Annotated in this window: 13 protein-coding genes and 1 pseudogene; 10 read left to right on the forward strand and 4 right to left on the reverse strand. The window is 67.9% G+C overall.

Annotation, left to right across the window (positions count from 1 at the left end; genetic code table 11):
* Positions 1-39: 39 nt before the first annotated feature.
* The gene (locus ACIA8E_RS06515; RefSeq protein ID WP_399295203.1) at positions 40-2064 is read left to right on the forward strand and encodes a glycosyltransferase family 4 protein; all 2025 of its coding nucleotides are present in this window, start codon (positions 40-42) and stop codon (positions 2062-2064) included.
* Positions 2065-2218: 154 nt separating this feature from the next.
* Positions 2219-2404, forward strand: a pseudogene (locus tag ACIA8E_RS06520) (transposase); the annotation flags it as partial.
* 72 nt (positions 2405-2476) lie between these two features.
* Here ACIA8E_RS06520 and ACIA8E_RS06525 read toward each other — a convergent pair.
* Positions 2477-6085, reverse strand: coding sequence for a CDP-glycerol glycerophosphotransferase family protein (locus ACIA8E_RS06525; RefSeq protein WP_399295205.1), 3609 nt, complete (start codon positions 6083-6085; stop codon positions 2477-2479).
* Between the two features lie 23 nt (positions 6086-6108).
* A complete protein-coding gene (locus ACIA8E_RS06530; protein ID WP_399295207.1) occupies positions 6109-8340 on the reverse strand; it encodes a CDP-glycerol glycerophosphotransferase family protein in 2232 nt (743 codons plus the stop codon).
* Between the two features lie 280 nt (positions 8341-8620).
* On the opposite strand from ACIA8E_RS06530, the gene galE reads away from it, so the two are divergent.
* Positions 8621-9592: a UDP-glucose 4-epimerase GalE gene (gene galE / locus ACIA8E_RS06535; protein WP_399295209.1), complete on the forward strand. Its 972-nt coding sequence runs from the start codon at positions 8621-8623 to the stop codon at positions 9590-9592.
* 68 nt (positions 9593-9660) lie between these two features.
* On the opposite strand, the gene ACIA8E_RS06540 is transcribed toward galE, so the two are convergent.
* Positions 9661-11763: a hypothetical protein gene (locus tag ACIA8E_RS06540; RefSeq protein WP_399295211.1), complete on the reverse strand. Its 2103-nt coding sequence runs from the start codon at positions 11761-11763 to the stop codon at positions 9661-9663.
* Between the two features lie 529 nt (positions 11764-12292).
* Here ACIA8E_RS06540 and ACIA8E_RS06545 point away from each other — a divergent pair.
* From ACIA8E_RS06545 to rfbD, 3 genes are read left to right on the forward strand one after another with little or no spacing between them, the layout of a single operon-like run.
* Complete coding sequence (locus ACIA8E_RS06545) at positions 12293-13363, forward strand: glucose-1-phosphate thymidylyltransferase (protein ID WP_399295213.1); 1071 nt, start codon at positions 12293-12295, stop codon at positions 13361-13363.
* A complete protein-coding gene (gene rfbB, locus ACIA8E_RS06550) occupies positions 13360-14346 on the forward strand; it encodes a dTDP-glucose 4,6-dehydratase (protein ID WP_399295215.1) in 987 nt (328 codons plus the stop codon). Before ACIA8E_RS06545 ends, rfbB begins: the two co-directional genes overlap by 4 nt.
* Complete coding sequence (rfbD, locus tag ACIA8E_RS06555; protein ID WP_399295217.1) at positions 14343-15239, forward strand: dTDP-4-dehydrorhamnose reductase; 897 nt, start codon at positions 14343-14345, stop codon at positions 15237-15239. Before rfbB ends, rfbD begins: the two co-directional genes overlap by 4 nt.
* Before the next feature lie 65 nt (positions 15240-15304).
* Here rfbD and ACIA8E_RS06560 read toward each other — a convergent pair whose 3' ends face one another.
* On the reverse strand, positions 15305-15904 hold the full coding sequence (locus ACIA8E_RS06560; protein WP_399295219.1) for a dTDP-4-dehydrorhamnose 3,5-epimerase family protein: 600 nt from the start codon (positions 15902-15904) through the stop codon (positions 15305-15307).
* A gap of 376 nt (positions 15905-16280) precedes the next feature.
* Between ACIA8E_RS06560 and proB the strand changes: the two genes are divergently transcribed.
* The 4 genes from proB to ACIA8E_RS06580 all read left to right on the forward strand — a co-directional run bounded on the left by proB (position 16281) and on the right by ACIA8E_RS06580 (position 20067).
* Entirely contained in the window at positions 16281-17387 is a 1107-nt protein-coding gene (proB, locus tag ACIA8E_RS06565; RefSeq protein WP_030921183.1) for a glutamate 5-kinase, read from the forward strand.
* 144 nt (positions 17388-17531) lie between these two features.
* Positions 17532-18035: a hypothetical protein gene (locus ACIA8E_RS06570; RefSeq protein ID WP_030921180.1), complete on the forward strand. Its 504-nt coding sequence runs from the start codon at positions 17532-17534 to the stop codon at positions 18033-18035.
* Between the two features lie 82 nt (positions 18036-18117).
* Positions 18118-19401 (forward strand): glutamate-5-semialdehyde dehydrogenase, encoded by a 1284-nt coding sequence (locus tag ACIA8E_RS06575; RefSeq protein WP_399295221.1) that lies wholly within the window; start codon positions 18118-18120, stop codon positions 19399-19401.
* Between the two features lie 66 nt (positions 19402-19467).
* Positions 19468-20067 (forward strand): hypothetical protein, encoded by a 600-nt coding sequence (locus ACIA8E_RS06580; RefSeq protein WP_399295223.1) that lies wholly within the window; start codon positions 19468-19470, stop codon positions 20065-20067.
* Positions 20068-20228: the final 161 nt, after the last annotated feature.

Consider the following 20228-nt stretch of genomic DNA (forward strand, 5'->3'; position numbering starts at 1 on the left):
GGGGATTGCTGCGAGCTGCGGCCCGGACGAAAGACGCTGTTGAAGATTTCATTCCTGGTACGCGACCTGTGCCATATGGGCGGGGTGATCAGTGCGACGCAGAACCTTGCGGGCGCGCTTGCCTCCCGCCACGAGGTGGAGATCGTCGCCCTGCGCAAGGTGCGGGACACGTCGTACTTCCCGCTCGACCCGCGGGTCTCGGTGCGCGTCCTCACCGACCTGCGGGGGCATTCCCCCGCCTCCGACCTTGAGCACCCGTTGGTCGAGGTCTTCCCGAAGGTCTACCCGGTCGACCCGGCAGAGGAGAAGCCGGTGGTCAGCAGACTGGCCGAACTGCGGCTGCTGGAATTCCTCGCGACCACCGACTCCGACGTCGTGGTGAGCTCCAGCCCACGGATCACGATCATGCTCTCGTACGCCGAGGGTGACTACCTGCGGGTCACGCAGGAGCACTCGATGCCCTCGATCTACGAGAAGTACTACCAGGGCCGACTGTTCAAGGCGTACCACTTGCTGGACGCGCTCGCCGCTCTCACGCCCGAGGAGGCCGAGAGCATCGGCAAGCAGGTGCCCGGCGTCCGTAACCGGCTGGCCGTCATGCCGAACTGCGTGCCCGCCGCCCCGATGCAGTCCAAGAGCACCAGCAAGGTCATCATCGCGGCGGGTCTCCTCAAGGAGAACAAGAACTTCGCGGCACTCGTCGAAGCCTTCGCCACCGTCGTACGCAAGCATCCCGACTGGCGGCTGCGCATCTACGGCGAAGGACCGGAGAAGGCCAATCTGCGCAGGCAGATCGAGAACCTCGGCCTGCACAACACCGTGGCGCTGATGGGACCGGCCGCCCCGGTCGCCCCCGAATTCAGCAAGGGTTCGATCTTCGTGCTCCCGTCCAAACGGGAGGCGTTCGGCAATGTGATCGTCGAGGCGATGGCCGCCGGTCTGCCCGTGGTCAGCACCGACGCCGACCACGGACCGCGCAACATCATCACCCACGGCGAGGACGGTCTCATCGTCCCGTGCGGCAACACCGACGCCATGGCCGAGGCCGTCCTCGAACTGGTCGGGAACGACGAGCGCCGCAAACGGATGTCGGAGGCAGCCGTCCGTGGCGCCGTCCGCTTCCACGAGGAGGCCAGCCGCGAGCGCTTCGAGGCGATCCTGCGCGATGCCTTCGCCCGAAAGGCGCTGCCGACCGGTGTCACCGCCCGGATGGACGCCGAAGGCTCTGTCAGGATCGATGTCGGCGCACTGCCCGCAGAGGCGCGGGACGTCACAGTCGTGTGCCGCCGCACCGGCGGCGGGGATGTCGAGGAGCGGTTCCCGGTTTCCGCCGAGGGCACGGCAGTTGTTCCCTGGAGGGGCGGCCTGCCGGAGGCAATCTGGGAGTTGTCCCTGCGCACCGCGGACGGCCACGAGGTGCCGCTGAGCGTGGACGGCTACGGTTGTGACGTACGGGAGCTGCTGCATGTCCCGCTGCCCCGGGCTGGGGCGCGGGCCATGGAACTGCTGCTGCCGCACCGCAGCTCCGACGGCCGGCTCCGGATCCGCAGTGTCGCGCGTGCGTCCCATGTGGAGGTCGGCGACCTCGCGGTGACTGCTCAGACGGTTGAGCTGCAGGCGGAATACTGGGGCGGTGAGCTCGGCAGGGGAGCGCAGATCGAAGCTGTCCTGCGCAAGGACAAGTCGCGCGTGCTGACGTTCCCGGCCCTGGCCGGCGAAGGCACCCGGATCACAAGCACTGTTGAATGCGGTGCGCTGGTGGAGGAGCACGCGGGGACCGAGCAGATCTGGGACGTGTGGCTGCGGCCGGCGGAGGGCGCCGAGAGGGTGCCGCTGTCAAAGCTGGCCACCGACGTGCTGCAGCCGATCAACGTGTTCACCTTCCCTCGGCCCAGGGTCACGGTGACCCGCGCCCCCAGGAAGACGCTCCGGGCCAGGGCCGGCCGGTGCATCGCGAGGGTCCGTAACGGTGGCACCCAGCCGCCGCGTCCCGAAACGACGGTTGAGATTCGGCCGTACTTCACCAGCGCCGCACAGTTTGCCCTGAAGACGGTGTGTGTATAGCGCTCGGGATGCTGCTAGCAGGCAAGGCAGGGAGGGGCCCCCGAGACGTCCTGAGTTCTAGTGATCGTTGCAACATCCCAGCTCAGGGGATGCAATGGACTTCGAGATACGCAAGGACCGGGGGCCGCAGGCGCGGAAGAAGCTGACCCGTGCCTGGCAGCGCGGCAAGAACGAAAACACCAACGGCCTGCTCCGCCAGTGTCTGCCCAAGGACACCAACCTCGCCACCCACAGCCGCGAGCACCTCGACGCCGTCGCCGCCGAACTCAACAGCCGCCCACGCAAAACGCTCGGCTGGGGAACCCCAGCCGAGCGCCTGTCCGAACTGCTCGCGGCCTGATCAACCGACCACGTGATGCAACGGCCCCTCGAATTCGCCGAATCGGTCGGGGCCCCTCCCTGTCGTCTGTCGCTACCAGCGCTCGTCGGCGAGTTCCTTCGCCTTCTGCAGCATTCGGTCCACCACCCGGTCCGAGGCATGGCCGTCGTCCAGGTCGCAGAAGAGATTGTGGAACCGCTCGTAGCGGGCCTCGTGTTCGGCCGCCACCTTGTCGATGTCCCGGATCGCGCCGATCAGCTCCTCGGAGGTGCTGATCAGCGGGCCGGGCGCGTCCTTCTCGAAGTCGAAGTAGAAGCCGCGCAGCTTGTCGCGGTAGTGCTCCAGATCGTAGGTGAAGAAGAGCATCGGCCGCCTGAGATGCGCGTAGTCGAACATCACGGACGAGTAGTCCGTGATCAGGACATCGGCGATGAGGTAGAGATCGGCGATGTCGGGGTACTCGGACACGTCGAAGACGAACCCGTTCCCTGCTCCGGGGATGCTGTCCACCACGTTGGAATGGCGACGGATCAACAGGATGTGATCGTCACCGAGCCGCTGCTGCGCGTCCTCGGTGTCCAGTCGTAGCTCGAACTTGAACTGACCCTGCCGGTGCGCCAGATCGTCGCGCCAGGTGGGGGCGTACAGCACTATCTTCTTGCCGTCGGGGAGCCCGATCCGTTCCTTGATCTCCTTGGCCCTGGCACCGCGGTCGGACGCGTAGAGGTAGTCGTTGCGCGGATAGCCGGCCTCGACGATCTCACCGTCGTACCCCATGGCCCGCTTGAGGATCGGGGTGCTGAACCGGTTCGAGGACACCAGCATGTTCCAGCTGCGGGCCTCCTGCTGAAGCTGGATGTGGTACCGGGGATTGAACTTCGGCGCGGTGATGTCCAGGCCGATCTTCTTCAACATGGTGCCGTGCCAGGTCTGGACGATGACCTGCCCGGGTCGGCGCTCGATCCAGTGCGGGAGATGGGCATTGGTCACGATGTACCGGCAGCGAGCCAGCGCCTCGTACCACTCGGTCCCCCAGAAGCGCACCTTCTCGACCGTGGGCGGGAGGTCCACTTGCCCGTCCCTCACCAGCCACAGGTGTTGAACATCCGCATTGCGCCGGAGCAGCTCCTCGTGGATGGCCCGAGGGCTGTCGGAGTACTGCTTGCCGTTGTAGCTGATGTACAGCACGGCGTCGCGCAGCGGCTCCTTGCGGCCGGCCTCGTACACCTCGCGGTACAGCTTGTCCTGCCGGTAGCGGCCGCGTTCGAGGATGGACAGATCCGAGGGACAGTGCAGCTGGGGGAAGTCGTGCCAGCGGGATTCGAAGTGGTACTCACGACCTGCGTGCTCTCCGGAAACCGGGAAGCTCGGCACTGCGAGCCGGTCGATGACGAAGGGAACTTCGGGGCCGCCGTCCCGGGACCGCAGGAAGAAGTTCCACCGACCGCTCTTCAGCGGCCGGGGACCGTTGGTTCCCATGGCGGAGGGCGTGAACTTGGCGACGAACGTACCGTCCGGGAAGATCTGCAGCGGCACGGTCTTCTCGTCGAAGAAGTCACGGGCCTTGATGAGGAAGACCGGATCGCTCAGATCGGCCGGCGTGGAACCGTGGACGGTGTATTCGCCGTCGGCCCACTGCACATCGGTGATCTTGGCCTGGAGCGGACGGCCGGAGAACTTCAGATAGCCGCTGTGTCCCGAGATCAGCGCAAGCTCGTTCCGCTCGGCATCCTGGGCGATGGTCGCGGGGAGCCGGATCTGCCGGTCGGCAAGTCCGTCACGGACCACGGTGCTCAACCGGCGCTCCGTTCCGTCGGGGCCGGTGGCAACCAGCTCGGTGCCCCAGTTGCGGCGTGAGGCCAGGGCGGGATTTGCACCCTCGGCGGCGGTGCCTTCGTCGATGATGTCCTGGTGTTCGGGCAGCAGCGCGATGTCCTTGAGCGGCACCAGGACCCGGAAGGAAGTGCGGCCACCCGGCGCGGACTTCAGGACGACGGGGTAGGAGATGACCTCCCCGCTCTTGCGGTTGGAGACTTTCAGGTTCACCGACTCGCCCGCGGTCAGCGGGACGCGGATCTCACCATCGATCTCCACGCTCTCGCCCACGGCACGGTGATCGGTGATCAGGGCGCGTACCCGCTCGACACGCAGCTTCAGGGCACCGGTGGAGGTAGTGGGGAGCAGCCGGAAGTTCTCGTCCAGCCACTGGTACGGCGAGTGATTGGCCGCACTCGCACCACTCGCATGCACGGCGCGCTTGCGGATGAGCCCCGCGGAGGCGATGCCCAGGCCGACGTGCCAGGTGCCCTCCACCCACTGGCCGCCCTTGCGGAGCTTGGCGGGATCGAACAGCAACTCCCAGCCGGCCCAGTCGTAGTTGTACTGCTTCTGGGAGGACAGCGCGGTGCACTCCGGGCTGTAGACGTTGCGCAGGGGCAGCACCGTGCGCCGCCGTGAGCCGTCCTTCTTGAGCACCAGAACCTTGACCGCGCTGCGCTTCGTCGACTGGTCAATCCGGTCGATCCACGCGTGCCCGAACAGCCGCAGTTCCCCATTCTCCCAGGTGATCTTCTGGAGCGGAGCACGTGGCGTGAGATCAAGGTCGATCCTTCGTGCCCGCTTGGGTATCAACTGAGAGCTGTTGTCCAGGGCAGAGAAGCTTGCGTACTTCCGAAGCCTCCCCGCGATTTCAATCGCGTCACCGCGCCGCTCGGAATTGATCAGCTCGACCAGTTCGTTCATGGCGTGCTTGCGTACCAGCAGCCATTTGATCCGTTGGATGGCGGTCAGCTCCATGACCACCTTCGGATCCACCTGGTCCAGGTACTGATTGATGACACGCAGGAACTCGGCGCGGAACTCCTCGTCCGCGTCCGGCACCACGTTCAGGAAGATCCGCAGGTCGCCGCTGAGGGCGGTGCGGTCGTACTCGCGCTTCAGCTTCGCGGCCTCATCACCAGGCTGCTTGCCGAAGAACCGGCTCACGGATTCCACCGCGGCGGATCGGTCGCGTACGGCCTTCGGCTCGGTCCTGCGCTGGGTGATGGACGGGGCGGACTCCCCTTCGCGCAGCCGCCAGTAGTACGTAGGAGCACTGATGATGTCGACGGCTTCGGCCAGGAACTGGGCGGGCACGATGACCGGAACGTCCTCGTAGAGCACTCCTTCAGGGAAGGCGAGCTCGTGCTTCTCCCAGAAGGAGCGCCGGAAGACCTTGTTGCAGGCGATCCGGTCGGTGAGCAGCTTCTGGTTCACAGACACATGGGTCCGTTGGACGGCGCCGCCGGCGAGGATGCGGTGCATCGGGGACTGCCACAGCTTGGTGCTGTTGATGTGCAGCACGTTGCCCGTAACAAAGTCCGAACCGCTGTCGTCCAGGCTGGCCAGCATGAGGCGGTAGGCATCCGGCGGAATCATGTCGTCACTGTCGACGAAGGCGATGAACTCGCTCTCGGGCGCGATGTGCTCAAGCCCCGTGTTCCGTGCTGCGCCGAGGCCGGCGTTCTCTTTGCTGACCAGCTTGAACCGCGAGTCTCGAGCCTCGTACCCGGCCGCGATGGTTCCCGAACCGTCGGGGGACCCGTCATCCACCATGATGACTTCCAGGTCCTTGAGAGTCTGCGCGGCCAGCGAGTCCAGACAGGCAGGCAGATACCGCTCCACGTTGTAGATCGGCACGATGACGCTGAGGCGAGGGGCCATGGTTGTTGCGGTTTCCTTTCGGGTCAGACCCGCTCGACCGGTTCGAGCGCCTGGGCTGGGGTCGGCACCGTTTTGCGGTCGGCAAGTGGCGTGACGGGAAGGAGGCTCTCCTCGCCCAGGAAGACCTTGCGGACGACACGCTCTGCCGCGTGACCGTCGTCGTAGCCGCAGTATCGTTCGCGGAACTCGCTGCGGAAGGTGGCGGACTTCTCGCTCTGCCACTCGCCGGATCCGAGGATCTCGGTGAGCTGCGCCTGGCTGGTCGCAACGGCGCCGGGAGGCTCGGTCATCAGGTCGAAGTACGTACCGCGGACCGCCTTGTAGGTGGCCCAGTCGTCGGCGAAGATCACGATCGGCCGATCAAGATTCGCATAGTCGAACATTGCTGACGAGTAGTCGGTGATCAGGGCGTCCGAGGCGAGGTAGAGGTCCTCGACGCACTGGTGTGCCGACACATCGATGATGCGGCCGCTGGTCTGGAGCTCGGCCATCCGCCCGTTCGGCTTGTAGAAGTAGTGGCCGCGCACCAGGAGAGTGACGTCCTCGCCCAGTTCATCGGCCAGCCGTGGAAGGTCGAGCCGCGGGACGAAGTCCTTCTGGTACTCGCGGTGGGTGGGCATGTAGAGGAAGACGCTGGAGCCGTCCTTCAGGCCGAGCTCCCGGCGAACCCTTGCCACATCCGCTGCAGTTGACTTGATCAGGACGTCGTTGCGCGGGTAGCCGGTCTCCAGGGAGGTGTACCGGCACGGGTACACCCGCTCCCACACAGTGGTCGAGAACCGGTTGGAGGAGAGACTGTAGTCCCAGCGGTCGCAGCGCTCGAGCAGGTCCTCGAAGTCCATGCTGGTGGAGGCCGGGAAGTTCATCTGGTCGAGCCCCATGGTCTTCAACGGGGTGCCGTGATGGGTCTGCAGATGGATCTGGCCCTCGCGTTTGACCACCGCGTTGGCGAAGTTCACGTTGTTGACCAGGTACTTGGCGCGGGCCACTGCCGACCAGTACGAACGGGAGCCCACGACGGCCACCTCGACGCCCTTGGGTACCCGGCCGACCTGGTCGGCCCTGACCGCCCACACCCGGCGGATGTGCGGGGCCAGACGGGCCAGTTCGGCGTCGATGGCCGCGGGGTTGCAGGAGTAGCCGCGGCTCCAGTAGGCGGAGAACACCGCCAGGTTGTCGTCCAGTCCCATCCTCAGCTGGGACTGGTAGAACATCCCCATGGCGGCGCGCTTGGCACGGATGACGCGCTCGCGGCTGCGAAGGCGGGACCGGTTGCGCAGCCGACGGGCCCGGGTGGCGGCCGCCAGCGCCGGATAGGAGCCCATGCCGAGCAGCGCGTACTTGCGGCCGCGGCCGCCCGGGGGACGTACGAAGCCGTCCGGCAGTCTTCGCTTGTAGTCCGCGGACGCCCGGTGGAAGAACTCGGACCGTGCGTTGCGCGGCAGCCGGCCCGGCTTTTCCATGATGGTCAGATAGTGGTCGGCCATCTTCCGGAAGACTGATGTGCGCCAGTGGTCGAGTTCGGGGTGTTCGTCCAGATAGGCGAAAACGCGGTCGTACTGGTCGAAGACGTCGAAGTGCTTGCGGCTGACGGTACGGAGGATGTTGCCGCCCTCGCGTCGCTGCCGGTATAAGACGCACGTGCGGTCGAGCACCGCAAGGCGGTCCGCGGCTATCAGGGTGGAGTACGTCCAGGGGGCGTCCTCGTAATAACCGGGCGGGAAATGGAAGCCGTGCCGGGTGACGAAGTCGCGACGGTATGCCTTGTTCCATACGATCTGCAGCAGATCCAGCAGCTCGGGCCGGTCCGCCAACGAGAAGACCGCGGGGCCGGTCTCGGCGAGCAGGTCGGCGCGCTGGTTCGGCAGGCGTCGGCCGTCCCAGTAGGTGCGCGTGTAGTCGAAGATCAGGATGTCGGGATCGTCCGTCGTGTCGAGCCGCCGGGCGATGGCGCTCAGGGAGCCGGGCGCAAGGGTGTCGTCGCTGTCCAGGAACAGCAGATAGTCACCCGAGGCCTGTTCGATGCCGGCGTTGCGGGCGCGGCCCAGGCCCACATTCTCACCGAGGTGCAGGACGCGCACACGGGTGTCGCGACGGGCGAACTCGTCCATGATCTCGCCGGAACCGTCCGGCGAGCAGTCGTCGACGGCGACGATCTCGAAGTCGGTGAAGTCCTGCTGCAGCACGGAGTCGATGCACTCCCGGATGTACCCCTGCACGTTGTAGGCAGGCACGATGAGTGTCAGTCGAGGCATCCTTCACCAGTCCCGAGAGCTGTCGAGGGTCCGTGTAAGCACCGATTCGTACCCGTCGACCGACGGGGCGGCGCCGAAGTACCCGGACAGGGTAATTGATCGTCATTGGCTCACTGTCGCCCTGCGTTGGCCCGGACTTCACCCGGAGATGTCCGACCTGGCATCCCTCCGCAAGGGGGCATATTGAACGATAGTGCTGATTGGTCCCATTTGCTCGACTCCACTTTTCCCACACGTAGAGTGAAGCCGACGGTGAGATCTCGTACAGGGAGACGCGCAAATGGCCTGGATGGTTACAGGTGGGGCGGGATATATTGGCGCACATGTCGTGCGTGCGATGCTTGCGGGCGGTCAGTCGGTGGTCGTCTACGACGACCTGTCGACGGGGAGCGCCGAAAAGGTTCCCGCGGGGGTGCCCCTGGTGATCGGCAGCGTGCTCGACCGGCAGCGGCTCGACGTGGCGATCCGTGATCACGGTGTGACAGGCGTGGTGCACGTCGCAGCGAAGAAGCAGGTGGGCGAGTCCGTCGAGCGGCCGCTCCACTACTACCGGGAGAACGTGACCGGGCTGGAGACTCTCCTGGAGAGCATGGTCACGGCAGGCGTCGACCGGCTGGTGTTCTCCTCGTCGGCCGCCGTCTACGGCATGCCGGATGTGGATCTGGTCACGGAGGACACTCCGTGTCTGCCGATGAGCCCGTACGGCGAGACGAAGCTCGTCGGCGAGTGGCTGATCCATGCAGCCGCTCGGGCCCACGGACTGCGCTGCGCGTCGCTCCGTTACTTCAATGTCGCGGGTGCCGCCTCACCCGAGCTCGCCGACGCCGGGGTGTTCAATCTCATCCCGATGGTCTTCGAGCGGCTGGCGGCCGGTGAGGGACCGAGGATCTTCGGCGACGACTACGAGACGCCTGACGGAACATGCATCCGTGACTACATCCATGTGGAGGACATAGCCTCCGCGCATCTTGCCGCCGCGCGCAGGCTCGACGAGGCCGAGAGCGGTACCGACCTCACGCTCAATATCGGCCGGGGGGAGGGCAGCTCCGTGAAGGAGATGGTCGACCGGATCCTCAAGGTGACCGGCCGCGGCGACCTCGCCCCTGAGGTGACGGCGCGCCGTCCCGGTGACCCGGCGCGCGTGGTCGCCGGGGCCGACCGGATCCGGACGGAGCTGGGCTGGTCGGCCACGTACGGAGTGGACGAGATGATCGACTCCGCGTGGCAGGGCTGGCTCCGCCACCACCCGTGACGAAGAGCAACGGCGAAGGGGCCCGCATACCTGCGGGCCCCTTCGCCGTTGTGCCGGTGCGCCGGGCGCTATACCTCGGGCGTCGCGTTCAGCAGGGGCTTCGAATCCACCAGGGACTTCGAAGCCTCCGCCGACGTCGTCATTTCCTCGGTCACGGCCGCGCGCGGCCCCGGAATCGTGGACAGCAGCCGCTGCGACATGCGTGCACGGTGACCGTCCGCCGCCGCGCAGAGACTGCGTGTTGCCTCGTTGAAGCGCTCCAGCGACGGCGGATCCGAGGGGCCGAGCAGATGAACCTTCAGCTCAGCACGGCTGCGGACCAGCGTGTCGTGCTCCGGATCGCGTACGGAGTGCAGCAGCGCCGCCACACCCTCGGCGTCCGGGGTGAGGATCGTCGCCGCGCGGACCGTCGGGAACGTTTCGCGGAAGGCGTCCTCCGGCAGCTTGCTGGTGTTCGCGACGGCGTACGGCTTCTCGCTCGCCAGGTAGTCGGTGACCACGCTCGACACATCGCTGATCAGTAGATCCGCCTGGTTGAAGCAGGCGTACAGCGCGGGCTGCGGGGCCGTGATGATCTGGTGCTCCCAGTCGGGCAGGGATTCCCAGTAGGCGTCTTCCCAGGCGGCCGTGGCCGCGGCGACCGCTTCGGCGCGGCCCGCAGGCGGTGCGCTCTGGGCCAGCATCCGCTCCGCGTCGTCCGCACCATTCCGGAAGGAGGAGGCGGTGATCCCTTCCAGCTCCGTGGTCCGCAGGGCGAGCGCGGCCGCGGCCGCAGGGCCGGGCCGGGGGCCGGTGCGCCGGCGGTTGGCCTCGCGGATCAGCTCCTGCATGCGCTCGTTCGCGGCTCCCGCGCGCGGATCGACCGAACCCGTCATCGGATGCGGCTTGTAGAGGAGCCGTACCCCGGGATCGGCGAGCAGCGCACGGACGATGTTCTCGCCGGCCAGGATCACCGAGGTGTTGCCGGGGTTGCCGTCCCAGCCCTCCCAGGTCGGGGCGTAGAGCACGGTGGTGTGCGGGCCGGTGGGCGGGCCCGCGTACGGGGCGATCGGCGCCAGCTGCGGGCGGCCGATCTCCACCACGTCACGGTCGTCGATACCGACCTCGGCCTGGGCGTAGCGCTCCCGGGCGGCCGGTCCCGCGACCCAGACCTCGTCGTACGCCTTCGCGTAGGGATTGCAGCTGGAGAGCTTGTCGCTCTCACCGTGGTTGACGAAGGCGTGCTTGATCGTCGGGATGCGCAGGATCTGCGAGGTCTTGCCCGAGTTCGCGGGGTGGATCAGCATCTTGAGCGTCGAGTGCTCGAGGCGCATCAGCTGGGCGACCCTGGGGATGCACACGATGGGGATGTCCGTCGGGCCGATCTTCTGCATCATGAAGCGCTCGCGCAGCACGATGAGCGGGCGGCCGTCCGTCCGGGCCAGCGTGTCGAGCCACATATTGGCCTGGTAGGCGGACGAGGAGCCGCCCGAGAAGTACATGCCGACGGTCGGCTGGTACTCGGCGAGCCAGGAGTCGAACCAGGCGAGCACCTCTTCCTGCGAGGCGGGGCGGCGACGGGCGAGCCGCCACAGCAGCACGGCCAGTCCGGCGCAGGCGAGCAGGACCGAAAGCCCGATGCCGGCCGCGGCGAACTCCGGCTCGTCGCTCGCCGCCGTCGTCAGCAGGCCCGCGGTCGCGGGCAGACCGAACAGCAGCAGCCGCGGTCCGGGGCCGCCCATCAGCAGCGCGGGGGGTGCCGGGGTGATCCGCAGGGCGGAGGCGTCGATGTTCCGCGTGAGCAGGGGCATGGTGCGGCTGGTGCGCACAAGGATCGCCGTGGCGTGGCCGGCGAAGTGGAGCGCGTAGAAGAAGAGCAGACCGCAGACGAGGGGGAGGTAGGCCGTCTCCCGCGGCTGGCCATGCAGTTCGAGCACGCCCACGACGAGCAGGAGGTCGCGTATGACCTGTCGTACCGTGACATCGGCTCTGACCTTGGCGAACTGCGAGTTCAGGCCTGGCTGCCAGCGGTGCAGGGCGGCTTCCGTCGCGAGACCGGTCGCCGTTGCCGCGATGAGCAGGGGGACGTTCGGAAGAAGTGCGGCGGTGGCCTGGGCGACGAACGACGCGGCCAGCACGAAGATCAGGAAGGGCTTCGCGGCAGGCCGCACGGTGAGGAGAAGAGGTTGCACTCGGGGGACTCCAAGCAGCTCGAGCTCGCGCAGGGCGCGATTGCGGCCGGATGGCACGGTGATCGAGCCGACTGGTAAAGCCAGGGCCGGGGCCCCGGAAGCGGGTGTGATCCGCCCCCACCGTAGAGAGGCCACGTCATCCGCTTGTGTGGCTCAGGTGAAGGCTGTGTAACGATATGCAGCTTCGTACAACCATTCTAAATGATGACCATGCGGCTGTGCACATCCCGTCAGCCGGCTGTGTGCGGACAGTCGCGGTCCGGTCCGCCCGGATGGAGACCGGACCGGCGTCCGGGCATGCCCCAGGTGGCCTCGGACGGGGGAAACGAGGTCGGTACGGAAGGTAATTCCCGCAATCCTCTGTCGCGGTGGAAGAAATGTACGAAACAGCAAAATGTTTCCGAGTGTCAATCGGGCGCATCTCGATTCCGTGGGCCCATTCGCGGCGGATCGGACAGCGAATCTCAGTAAAATCGTCCCGAAGGTCGCGGTCGCGACATGACCGGAATCTCACCATCGGGCAGGGAAAATGAAAGCTCTCGTACTTTCCGGTGGGGCCGGCACCCGGCTCCGTCCCATTACGCACACCTCTGCCAAACAGCTGGTCCCGGTGGCGAACAAGCCGGTGCTGTTCTACGGCCTGGAAGCCATCGCGGAAGCGGGCATCACCGAGGTCGGCATCATTGTGGGCGACACTGCCGCAGAGATTCGCGCGGCCGTCGGCGACGGTTCCCGGTTCGGCATCGAGGTCACGTACATCCCGCAGGACGAGCCGCTCGGGCTCGCGCACGCGGTGCTGATCGCCCGGCGCTTCCTGGGGGACGACGACTTCGTCATGTACCTCGGTGACAACTTCATCGTCGGCGGGATCGCCGGCCTGGTCGAGGGGTTCCGCGCCGACCGGCCCGATGCGCAGATCCTGCTGACCCAGGTGCCCGACCCGAGCGCCTTCGGTGTCGCCGAACTCGACGGCGACGGCCGGGTGGCGGCGCTGGAGGAGAAACCGAAGGAGCCGAAGAGCGATCTGGCGCTGGTCGGTGTCTACCTCTTCACCCCCGTCATCCATGAGGCGGTGCGCTCCATCGCACCCTCCTGGCGGGGCGAACTGGAGATCACGCACGCCATCCAGTGGCTGATCGACCAGAAGCGCGACGTCCGCTCCACCACGATCCGCGGGTACTGGAAGGACACCGGCAATGTCACCGACATGCTGGAGGTCAACCGGACGGTACTGGAGACCGTCGAGCCGTCCGTCGAGGGCGCCGACGTCGACGACGAGAGCGAGATCATCGGCCGGGTCCGGATCGAGGCGGGCGCCAAGGTCAGCGGCAGCCGGATCGTCGGTCCCGCGATCATCGGCGCCCGCTCGGTGATCAGCGGCGCGTATGTCGGTCCGTTCACCTCGGTCTCGGAGGACTGCCGGATCGAGGACAGCGAGATCGAGTACTCGATCGTCCTGCGGGGTGCCTCGATCGACGGTGTCCGCCGCGTCGAGGCGTCACTCATCGGCCATGACGTCGAAGTGACCCCCGCGCCCCGCTCCCCGTCCGCCCACCGACTCGTGCTCGGCGACCACAGCAAGGTGCAGATCTCCTCATGACCACTCGCATCCTGGTGACCGGCGGGGCCGGCTTCATCGGCTCTCACTACGTCCGTACGGTGCTCGGCCCGCAGGGGCCCGGAGATGTCTCCGTCACCGTGCTCGACAAGCTCACCTACGCGGGCAACCCGGCCAACCTCGACGAGGTCCGCGGCCACCCCGGCTTCGCCTTCGAGCAGGGCGACATCTGCGACGCGGAACTGGTCGCCAAACTGATGGCCGAGCACGACCAGGTGGTGCACCTCGCCGCCGAGTCCCATGTGGACCGGTCCATCGACGGCGGCGCCGAGTTCGTCCGTACGAATGTGGTGGGCACGCACACCCTGGTCCATGCCGCGCATCTGGCGGACATCGAGACCTTCGTGCACATCTCCACCGACGAGGTCTACGGCTCGATCGACGAGGGCTCCTGGCCCGAGACCGACCCGCTGGCACCCAACTCGCCGTACTCCGCGGCCAAGGCGTCCAGCGACCTGATCGCCCTCTCGTACCACCGCACCCACGGCCTCGACGTGCGCGTGACCCGCTGCTCCAACAACTACGGGCACCACCACTTCCCCGAGAAGGTCATCCCGCTGTTCGTCACGAACCTGCTGGACGGCAAGCCGGTACCGCTGTACGGCGACGGCGCCAACGTCCGGGACTGGCTGCACATCGACGACCATGTGCGGGGCATCGAACTGGTCCGCACGCAGGGCCGCGCCGGTGAGGTCTACAACATCGGCGGCGGCACCGAGCTGTCCAACAAGGAGCTCACCGGCCTGCTGCTGGACGCCTGCGGTGCCGACTGGGAGACCGGCGTCATCCATGTCGAGGACCGCAAGGGCCACGACCGCCGCTACTCCGTCGCCTGCACGAAGATCCGCAACGAGCTCGGCTACGAGCCCCGCAAGGACTTCCGTACCGGTCTCGCCGAGACCGTGCAGTGGTATCGCGACAACCGCGCCTGGTGGGAACCGCTGAAGGACACGGCCGCGCTGTGAGCCCCGTCTGGCTGGTCACCGGAGCCGCCGGAATGCTCGGCCGGGACGTCCTGGCCCGGCTCGCCGGCGAGTCCGTCACCGCGGTCGCCGCGAACCGCGTGGCCCTCGACATCGCCGACCCCGCCTTGGTGCATGCCGCCCTGGAGTTCCACCGCCCCGCCGTCGTGGTGAACTGCGCCGCCTGGACCGCCGTCGACGACGCCGAGTCCCAGGAGGACGCGGCGCTGCGGGTCAACGGCACGGGCCCCGAGGTCCTCGCCGAGGCCTGCCGTGAGCACAACGTCGTGCTTCTCCAGGTCTCCACCGACTACGTCTTCGCCGGGGACGCCCGGAAGCCGTACCCGGAGGACGCCGCCGCCGGCCCGCGCAGTGCCTACGGCCGGACCAAACTGGCCGGGGAACGCGCAGTGCTGGACACCCTCCCGGACACCGGTTACATCGTCCGTACCGCCTGGTTGTACGGCGCGTACGGCCCCAACTTCGTCCGTACGATGATCAAACTGGAGGGCGTCAAGGACGCTCTCGATGTGGTCGACGACCAGCGTGGGCAGCCCACTTGGACCGCCGATCTGGCCGACCGGCTCGTCCGGCTCGGACAGGCCGCCCTGGCCGGCGCCGTCCCCGCGGGCATCTACCACGGCACCAGCGGCGGGCAGACGACGTGGTTCGGCTTCACCCGGGAGATCTTCCGGCTGCTCGGGGCCGACCCGGCGCGTGTCCGCCCCGCCACCGGCGACGCCTTCGTCCGGCCGGCACCCCGGCCCGCGTTCAGTGTGCTCGGGCACGACCGCTGGGCGGCGGCCGGTATGGAACCGATCCGCGACTGGCGGGCGGCGCTGGCGGAGGCGTTCCCCGCCCTGCTCGCAGCGGAACGGCGCAGCTCGCAGCGATGACCTCGCCCTCCGAACCCCGCTGAATTCCGACGGGGCCGCCCGTACTTCCCGCGGTCCCGGCCGGTTCAGCCTCGGGCTCGCAGCTCGGCGTAGTACGCCTGACAGGCCTCGTACGACGGCAGCAGCCCCTGCTCCTCGGCCTCGGCCAGTGAGGGTGCGGCGGCATCCTTGTCGGAGAGGAGCGGCGTGACGCCCTCGGGCCATTCGATGCCCAGTTCGGGGTCGAGCGGATTGATGCCGCGTTCACGACCGGGCGCGAAGCCCTCGGAACACAGGTAGACGACCGCTGCGTCGTCGGTCAGCGCCATGAAGGAGTGACCGAGTCCCTCGGCGACGTAGACGGCGTGATGGACCACGTCATCGAGGCGTACCGCTTCCCACTGCCTGTACGTGGGGGAGCCGACCCGGATGTCCACGATGACGTCGAGCACCACGCCCCGTACGCAGGTGACGTACTTGGCCTGGCTCGGCGGCACATCGGCGAAGTGGATGCCGCGCAGGGTGCCCCGGCTGGAGATCGAGAAGTTGGCCTGCGCCAGCTGCAGACCGTGTCCGGTGGCGTCATCGAGGTCGGACCTCTTGAACCACTCGTGGAAGCTGCCGCGACTGTCCGGGAAGAGTTTGGGTTCATGCACCCAGGCCCCTGGGAAGGAGAGCTGCCGCATGCGATCACATCCTTGTTCTGGCGTTTGAGACAGACCGGAATGGCGAAAGCCAATTTAACGGGAATTGTCGCCGTTCAGGGCTCCGGTGAATGAGATGTCCCGATGGCCGATTGGATCGATACGCAATGATTGGGACCGGTCATGTCGGTACGGAATATGTGAATCATTTGATCCGACTTTCGTTGTCGCATCACCCGCAGGCTGTGCGGTCATGAATCCGTGGCCGGAAGGCGGAAAGTGGGAGTCCGATTATCGGGAACGCATGTTCGGTCTGATGGTCCACCCGCTCGCGTACTCTGACGGCCAGGCAGACGCAGCCGATGATGACGAAGACGACGAGGGCAGGAACGTGCACGTGGCAGGGGCAAGGCAGGGCGTGACCGAAGCGCGCAGGATCGTGATCAAGGTCGGTTCCTCGTCCCTGACCACCGCGGCCGGCGGCCTCGACGCCGACCGGGTCGACGCGCTCGTCGATGTCCTCGCCAAGGTCAGGAGCGGCGGGGAGAAGGAGATCGTCCTCGTCTCCTCCGGAGCCATCGCCGCCGGACTCGCCCCGCTCGGCCTGCACCGCCGGCCTCGGGACCTGGCCAGGCAGCAGGCCGCCGCCAGCGTCGGCCAGGGGCTGCTCGTCGCCCGCTACACCGCCTCCTTCGCGCGCTACGGCGTACGCGTCGGCCAGGTGCTGCTCACCAGCAACGACACCAGCCGCCGCGCTCACTACCGCAACGCCTACCGCACCCTGGACCAGCTCCTGGCGATGGGTGCGCTCCCGATCGTCAACGAGAACGACACCGTCGCCACCGACGAGATCCGGTTCGGCGACAACGACCGGCTCGCCGCGCTCGTCGCCCATCTCGTCCGCGCCGATCTGCTGGTCCTCCTCTCCGATGTGGACGGTCTCTACGACGGCGATCCCAGCACCCCTGGCACCTCACGCATCGCCGAAGTGACCGGCCCGGCCGATCTGGCCGATGTCACCATCGGCAGCGCGGGAAAGGCGGGCGTCGGCACGGGTGGCATGGTCACCAAGGTCGAAGCCGCCCGAATCGCCACGGCCGCCGGAGTGCCCGTCGTCCTGACCTCCGCGAGCCGAGCCGCCGACGCCCTCGCGGGCCGCGACACCGGTACGTACTTCCGCCGCACCGGACGCCGTTCGGCGGACCGGCTGCTCTGGCTGGCCCACGCCTCCACCCCGCAGGGGTCGCTGACGCTCGACGACGGGGCGGTGCAGGCCGTCGTCGAACGCCACAGCTCGCTGCTGCCGGCCGGGATCGCCGCCGTCGAGGGCGAATTCACCGCGGGGGACCCGGTGGAACTGCGCGACCTCCAAGGCCGCCCCGTGGCCCGCGGGCTCGTCAACTTCGACGCCAAGGAGATTCCACAACTGCTCGGCCGGTCCACCCGGGACCTGGCGCGCGAACTCGGCCCGGCGTACGAGCGCGAGGTCGTACACAGGGACGATCTCGTCATCCTGCACCCCTGACCGGCCCCCTGAAACGGCTGAAAGTCCGGACTTCGGGCAGGGACCTTCATGAAAACCGCCCCACGCCAGGCCCCGGGCTGGTCAACTTTGTAACGGGGACACAGCGGGGGTACAGCACAGCAACGCATTCACAGGAGGCCGCCGGTGAGACGAGCTCGCCCGGGGGCGCCGCCCCGAGGAACGGGTGGCCGCGCCTTGACCAGCGTCGGAGCAGGTGTCGGCTTCGACGAGGTCCGGTCCGTCGACCGGACCGCCGACGGGACCACCACCGACCCCGAGCCGGTGGCGGCGAAGGAGGAACACACCCGGTCGAAGCTGTGGCACATCACGCTCAGCGTCTCGGGTACCGAGACACCGCTGAAGGAGGTCAGACGCGGTCTCGAACAGCTCGCCAATGACCATCCCTTCCTGCTGACCAGCCGGTACGCCAACGACCATGCGGAGATCCGCTACTGGGAAGAGGCACGGGACCTGCACGACGCGGCGGCGGTCGCACTGCGGCTGTGGGGCGAGCACCGCTCCAGCGCCAAGCTGCCGCCCTGGGAGATCGTCGGCCTGGAGGTCATCGACCGGGAGACGTACCACCAGCGCATCGCCGAGGGATACGGACCGCCCCCGGCGGCCCCGGTCGGCGTGCACCCGTACTGACCGGTCGGCTCCGCTCGGGACGGCCGTCTCGCATCACGGGATACCTGCGGAATGCCCGCAGTGTGCGCACTACTCTGCGGGCATGACCACGCTTTCGCCGTACGACAACATGTCCCCGGTCGCCCAGGCCGCCTACCGGGCCCGCTCCGCCGCCGCCGACATCGCGCCACTGCCGCGCGCGGCGAAGGACGACGCGCTGCTGGCGATCGCGGACGCGCTGGAAGTGCGGACGGCCGAGATCGTCGCGGCCAACGCCGAGGACGTGGCCCGCGCCCGCGAGGCCGGGACCAGCGAATCGATCGTCGACCGGCTCACCCTCACTCCCGAGCGGATCCGGGCCATCGCCGCCGATGTGCGGGACGTGGCGGCGCTGCCCGACCCGGTCGGCGAAGTGGTGCGCGGCTCGACCCTGCCCAACGGCATCGACCTGCGCCAGGTGCGGGTGCCGCTCGGCGTGGTCGGGATCATCTACGAGGCCCGGCCCAATGTGACGGTGGACGCCGCGGCGCTCTGCCTGAAGTCCGGCAATGCCGTTCTGCTGCGCGGCTCGTCCTCCGCGTACGCCTCCAACACCGCACTCGTCCGGGTGCTGCGCGACGCGGTCGGCGGCTCCGGTCTGCCGGCCGACGCGGTGCAGCTGGTGCCGGGCGAGAACCGCGACTCGGTACGGGAGCTGATGCGGGCCCGCGGTCTCGTCGACGTACTGATCCCGCGCGGTGGTGCCTCCCTGATCCGCACGGTCGTCGAGGAATCCACCGTTCCGGTCATCGAGACCGGTACCGGCAACTGCCATGTGTACGTGGACGCGCAGACCGACCTCGGCATGGCCGTCGACATCCTCATCAACTCCAAGGCCCAGCGGCCGAGTGTCTGCAACGCCGCCGAGACGCTGCTGGTCCACAAGGACATCGCCGCGGAGTTCCTGCCCCGGGCGCTGGACGCGCTGGCCGAGGCAGGGGTGACGGTGCACGGCGACGAGCGGGTGCTGGAGTTCGCCGAGGGGTCCAAGGCCACCGTCGTGCCGGCGACGCCGGCGGACTGGGAGACCGAGTACCTCTCGTACGACATCGCGGCCGCCGTCGTCGAATCGCTGGACGCCGCCGTCGCCCACATCCGGCTCTGGTCCTCCGGCCACACCGAGGCGATCGTCACCACGTCGCAGGCTGCCGCCCGCCGGTTCACTCAACTGGTGGATTCCACGACGGTCGCCGTGAACGCGTCCACCCGGTTCACCGACGGGGGGCAGTTCGGGTTCGGTGCGGAGATCGGAATCTCCACCCAGAAGCTGCACGCCAGGGGCCCGATGGGCCTGCCGGAACTGACCACGACGAAGTACATCGTGACCGGGGACGGTCACGTACGGTGATCTTCGGTGCCCGGCGAGTTTGCAGTCTCCCTGCCCAAAACGACTCGCCGGGGCTACGCTGAAGCTGTGCCGGACGACGTGGGGGGCAGGCCGTTTCCGGACGGCTGGGAGCCCGACGACGACCGCGGGGGCGCGGACGAGGACTTCGCCTCCGTGGTGTTCGACGAGGACTTCGTCCGGGCTGCCGAGTTCCATGAAGCCACCGCGGTCGAGCGGCTGTTGGCGGCCGCCCAGGCGCGTGCCGAGGCCGAGGCCGCCCGGGCCCGCGCCGGCGGCGGCCCCGCCGACGACGACCTGTACGACGACGGATACGGCCCGGGCGGCGCATACGGCCGTGGGAGCCCCTACGGCGACCCGCTGGACAACGACGGGCTCGACGACTACGACAACGGCCCGTACGGGCGCCACGGCGGCTCCTTGCGCCCGTACCGGGGTGCCGCCCGGTGGCACCGCCCGGTGGCCTGGCTGCTCGCGCTGCTGATGGGCATCGGCATGGTCGCGCTGGCCTTCAGTGCCGTCTACCGGGGTGCCTCGGCCAACCGTCAGGACCAGATCCCACCACCCGCCACGACCGGCGTGGACAGCGCGCCCGGCTCCGGTGTCGCCCCGTCCGCTACCGCCGACTATTTCCGCCCCACGGTGTCTGCGGTCCCACGCACGCCCTGATACGCGCGGCCCCTGGCGTGTGGGAACCCGGATCGAGTTCTCACACGCCAGAGCGTTTACGTTCGCGGCAATCGACCTACTCTGAAGGTGTGACCCCTCCCCCGGAGGGGGCTTCTCACTCGTCCGCACAAGCGAACCCGTGACGGACGGGCCCTGCCCGA

This window comes from Streptomyces sp. NPDC051664, assembly GCF_044453545.1.
In the GTDB taxonomy this organism is placed as follows: domain Bacteria; phylum Actinomycetota; class Actinomycetes; order Streptomycetales; family Streptomycetaceae; genus Streptomyces.

Excerpts from the sequence above, each read along its gene's own strand:
- ACIA8E_RS06530 (WP_399295207.1), bottom strand. The coding sequence starts at position 8,340 with ATGCCTCGACTGACACTCATCGTGCCTGCCTACAACGTGCAGGGGTAC.
- ACIA8E_RS06545 (WP_399295213.1), top strand. The coding sequence starts at position 12,293 with ATGAAAGCTCTCGTACTTTCCGGTGGGGCCGGCACCCGGCTCCGTCCC.
- galE (WP_399295209.1), top strand. The coding sequence starts at position 8,621 with ATGGCCTGGATGGTTACAGGTGGGGCGGGATATATTGGCGCACATGTC.
- rfbB (WP_399295215.1), top strand. The coding sequence starts at position 13,360 with ATGACCACTCGCATCCTGGTGACCGGCGGGGCCGGCTTCATCGGCTCT.
- ACIA8E_RS06560 (WP_399295219.1), bottom strand. The coding sequence starts at position 15,904 with ATGCGGCAGCTCTCCTTCCCAGGGGCCTGGGTGCATGAACCCAAACTC.
- ACIA8E_RS06525 (WP_399295205.1), bottom strand. The coding sequence starts at position 6,085 with ATGGCCCCTCGCCTCAGCGTCATCGTGCCGATCTACAACGTGGAGCGG.
- ACIA8E_RS06575 (WP_399295221.1), top strand. The coding sequence starts at position 18,118 with ATGACCACGCTTTCGCCGTACGACAACATGTCCCCGGTCGCCCAGGCC.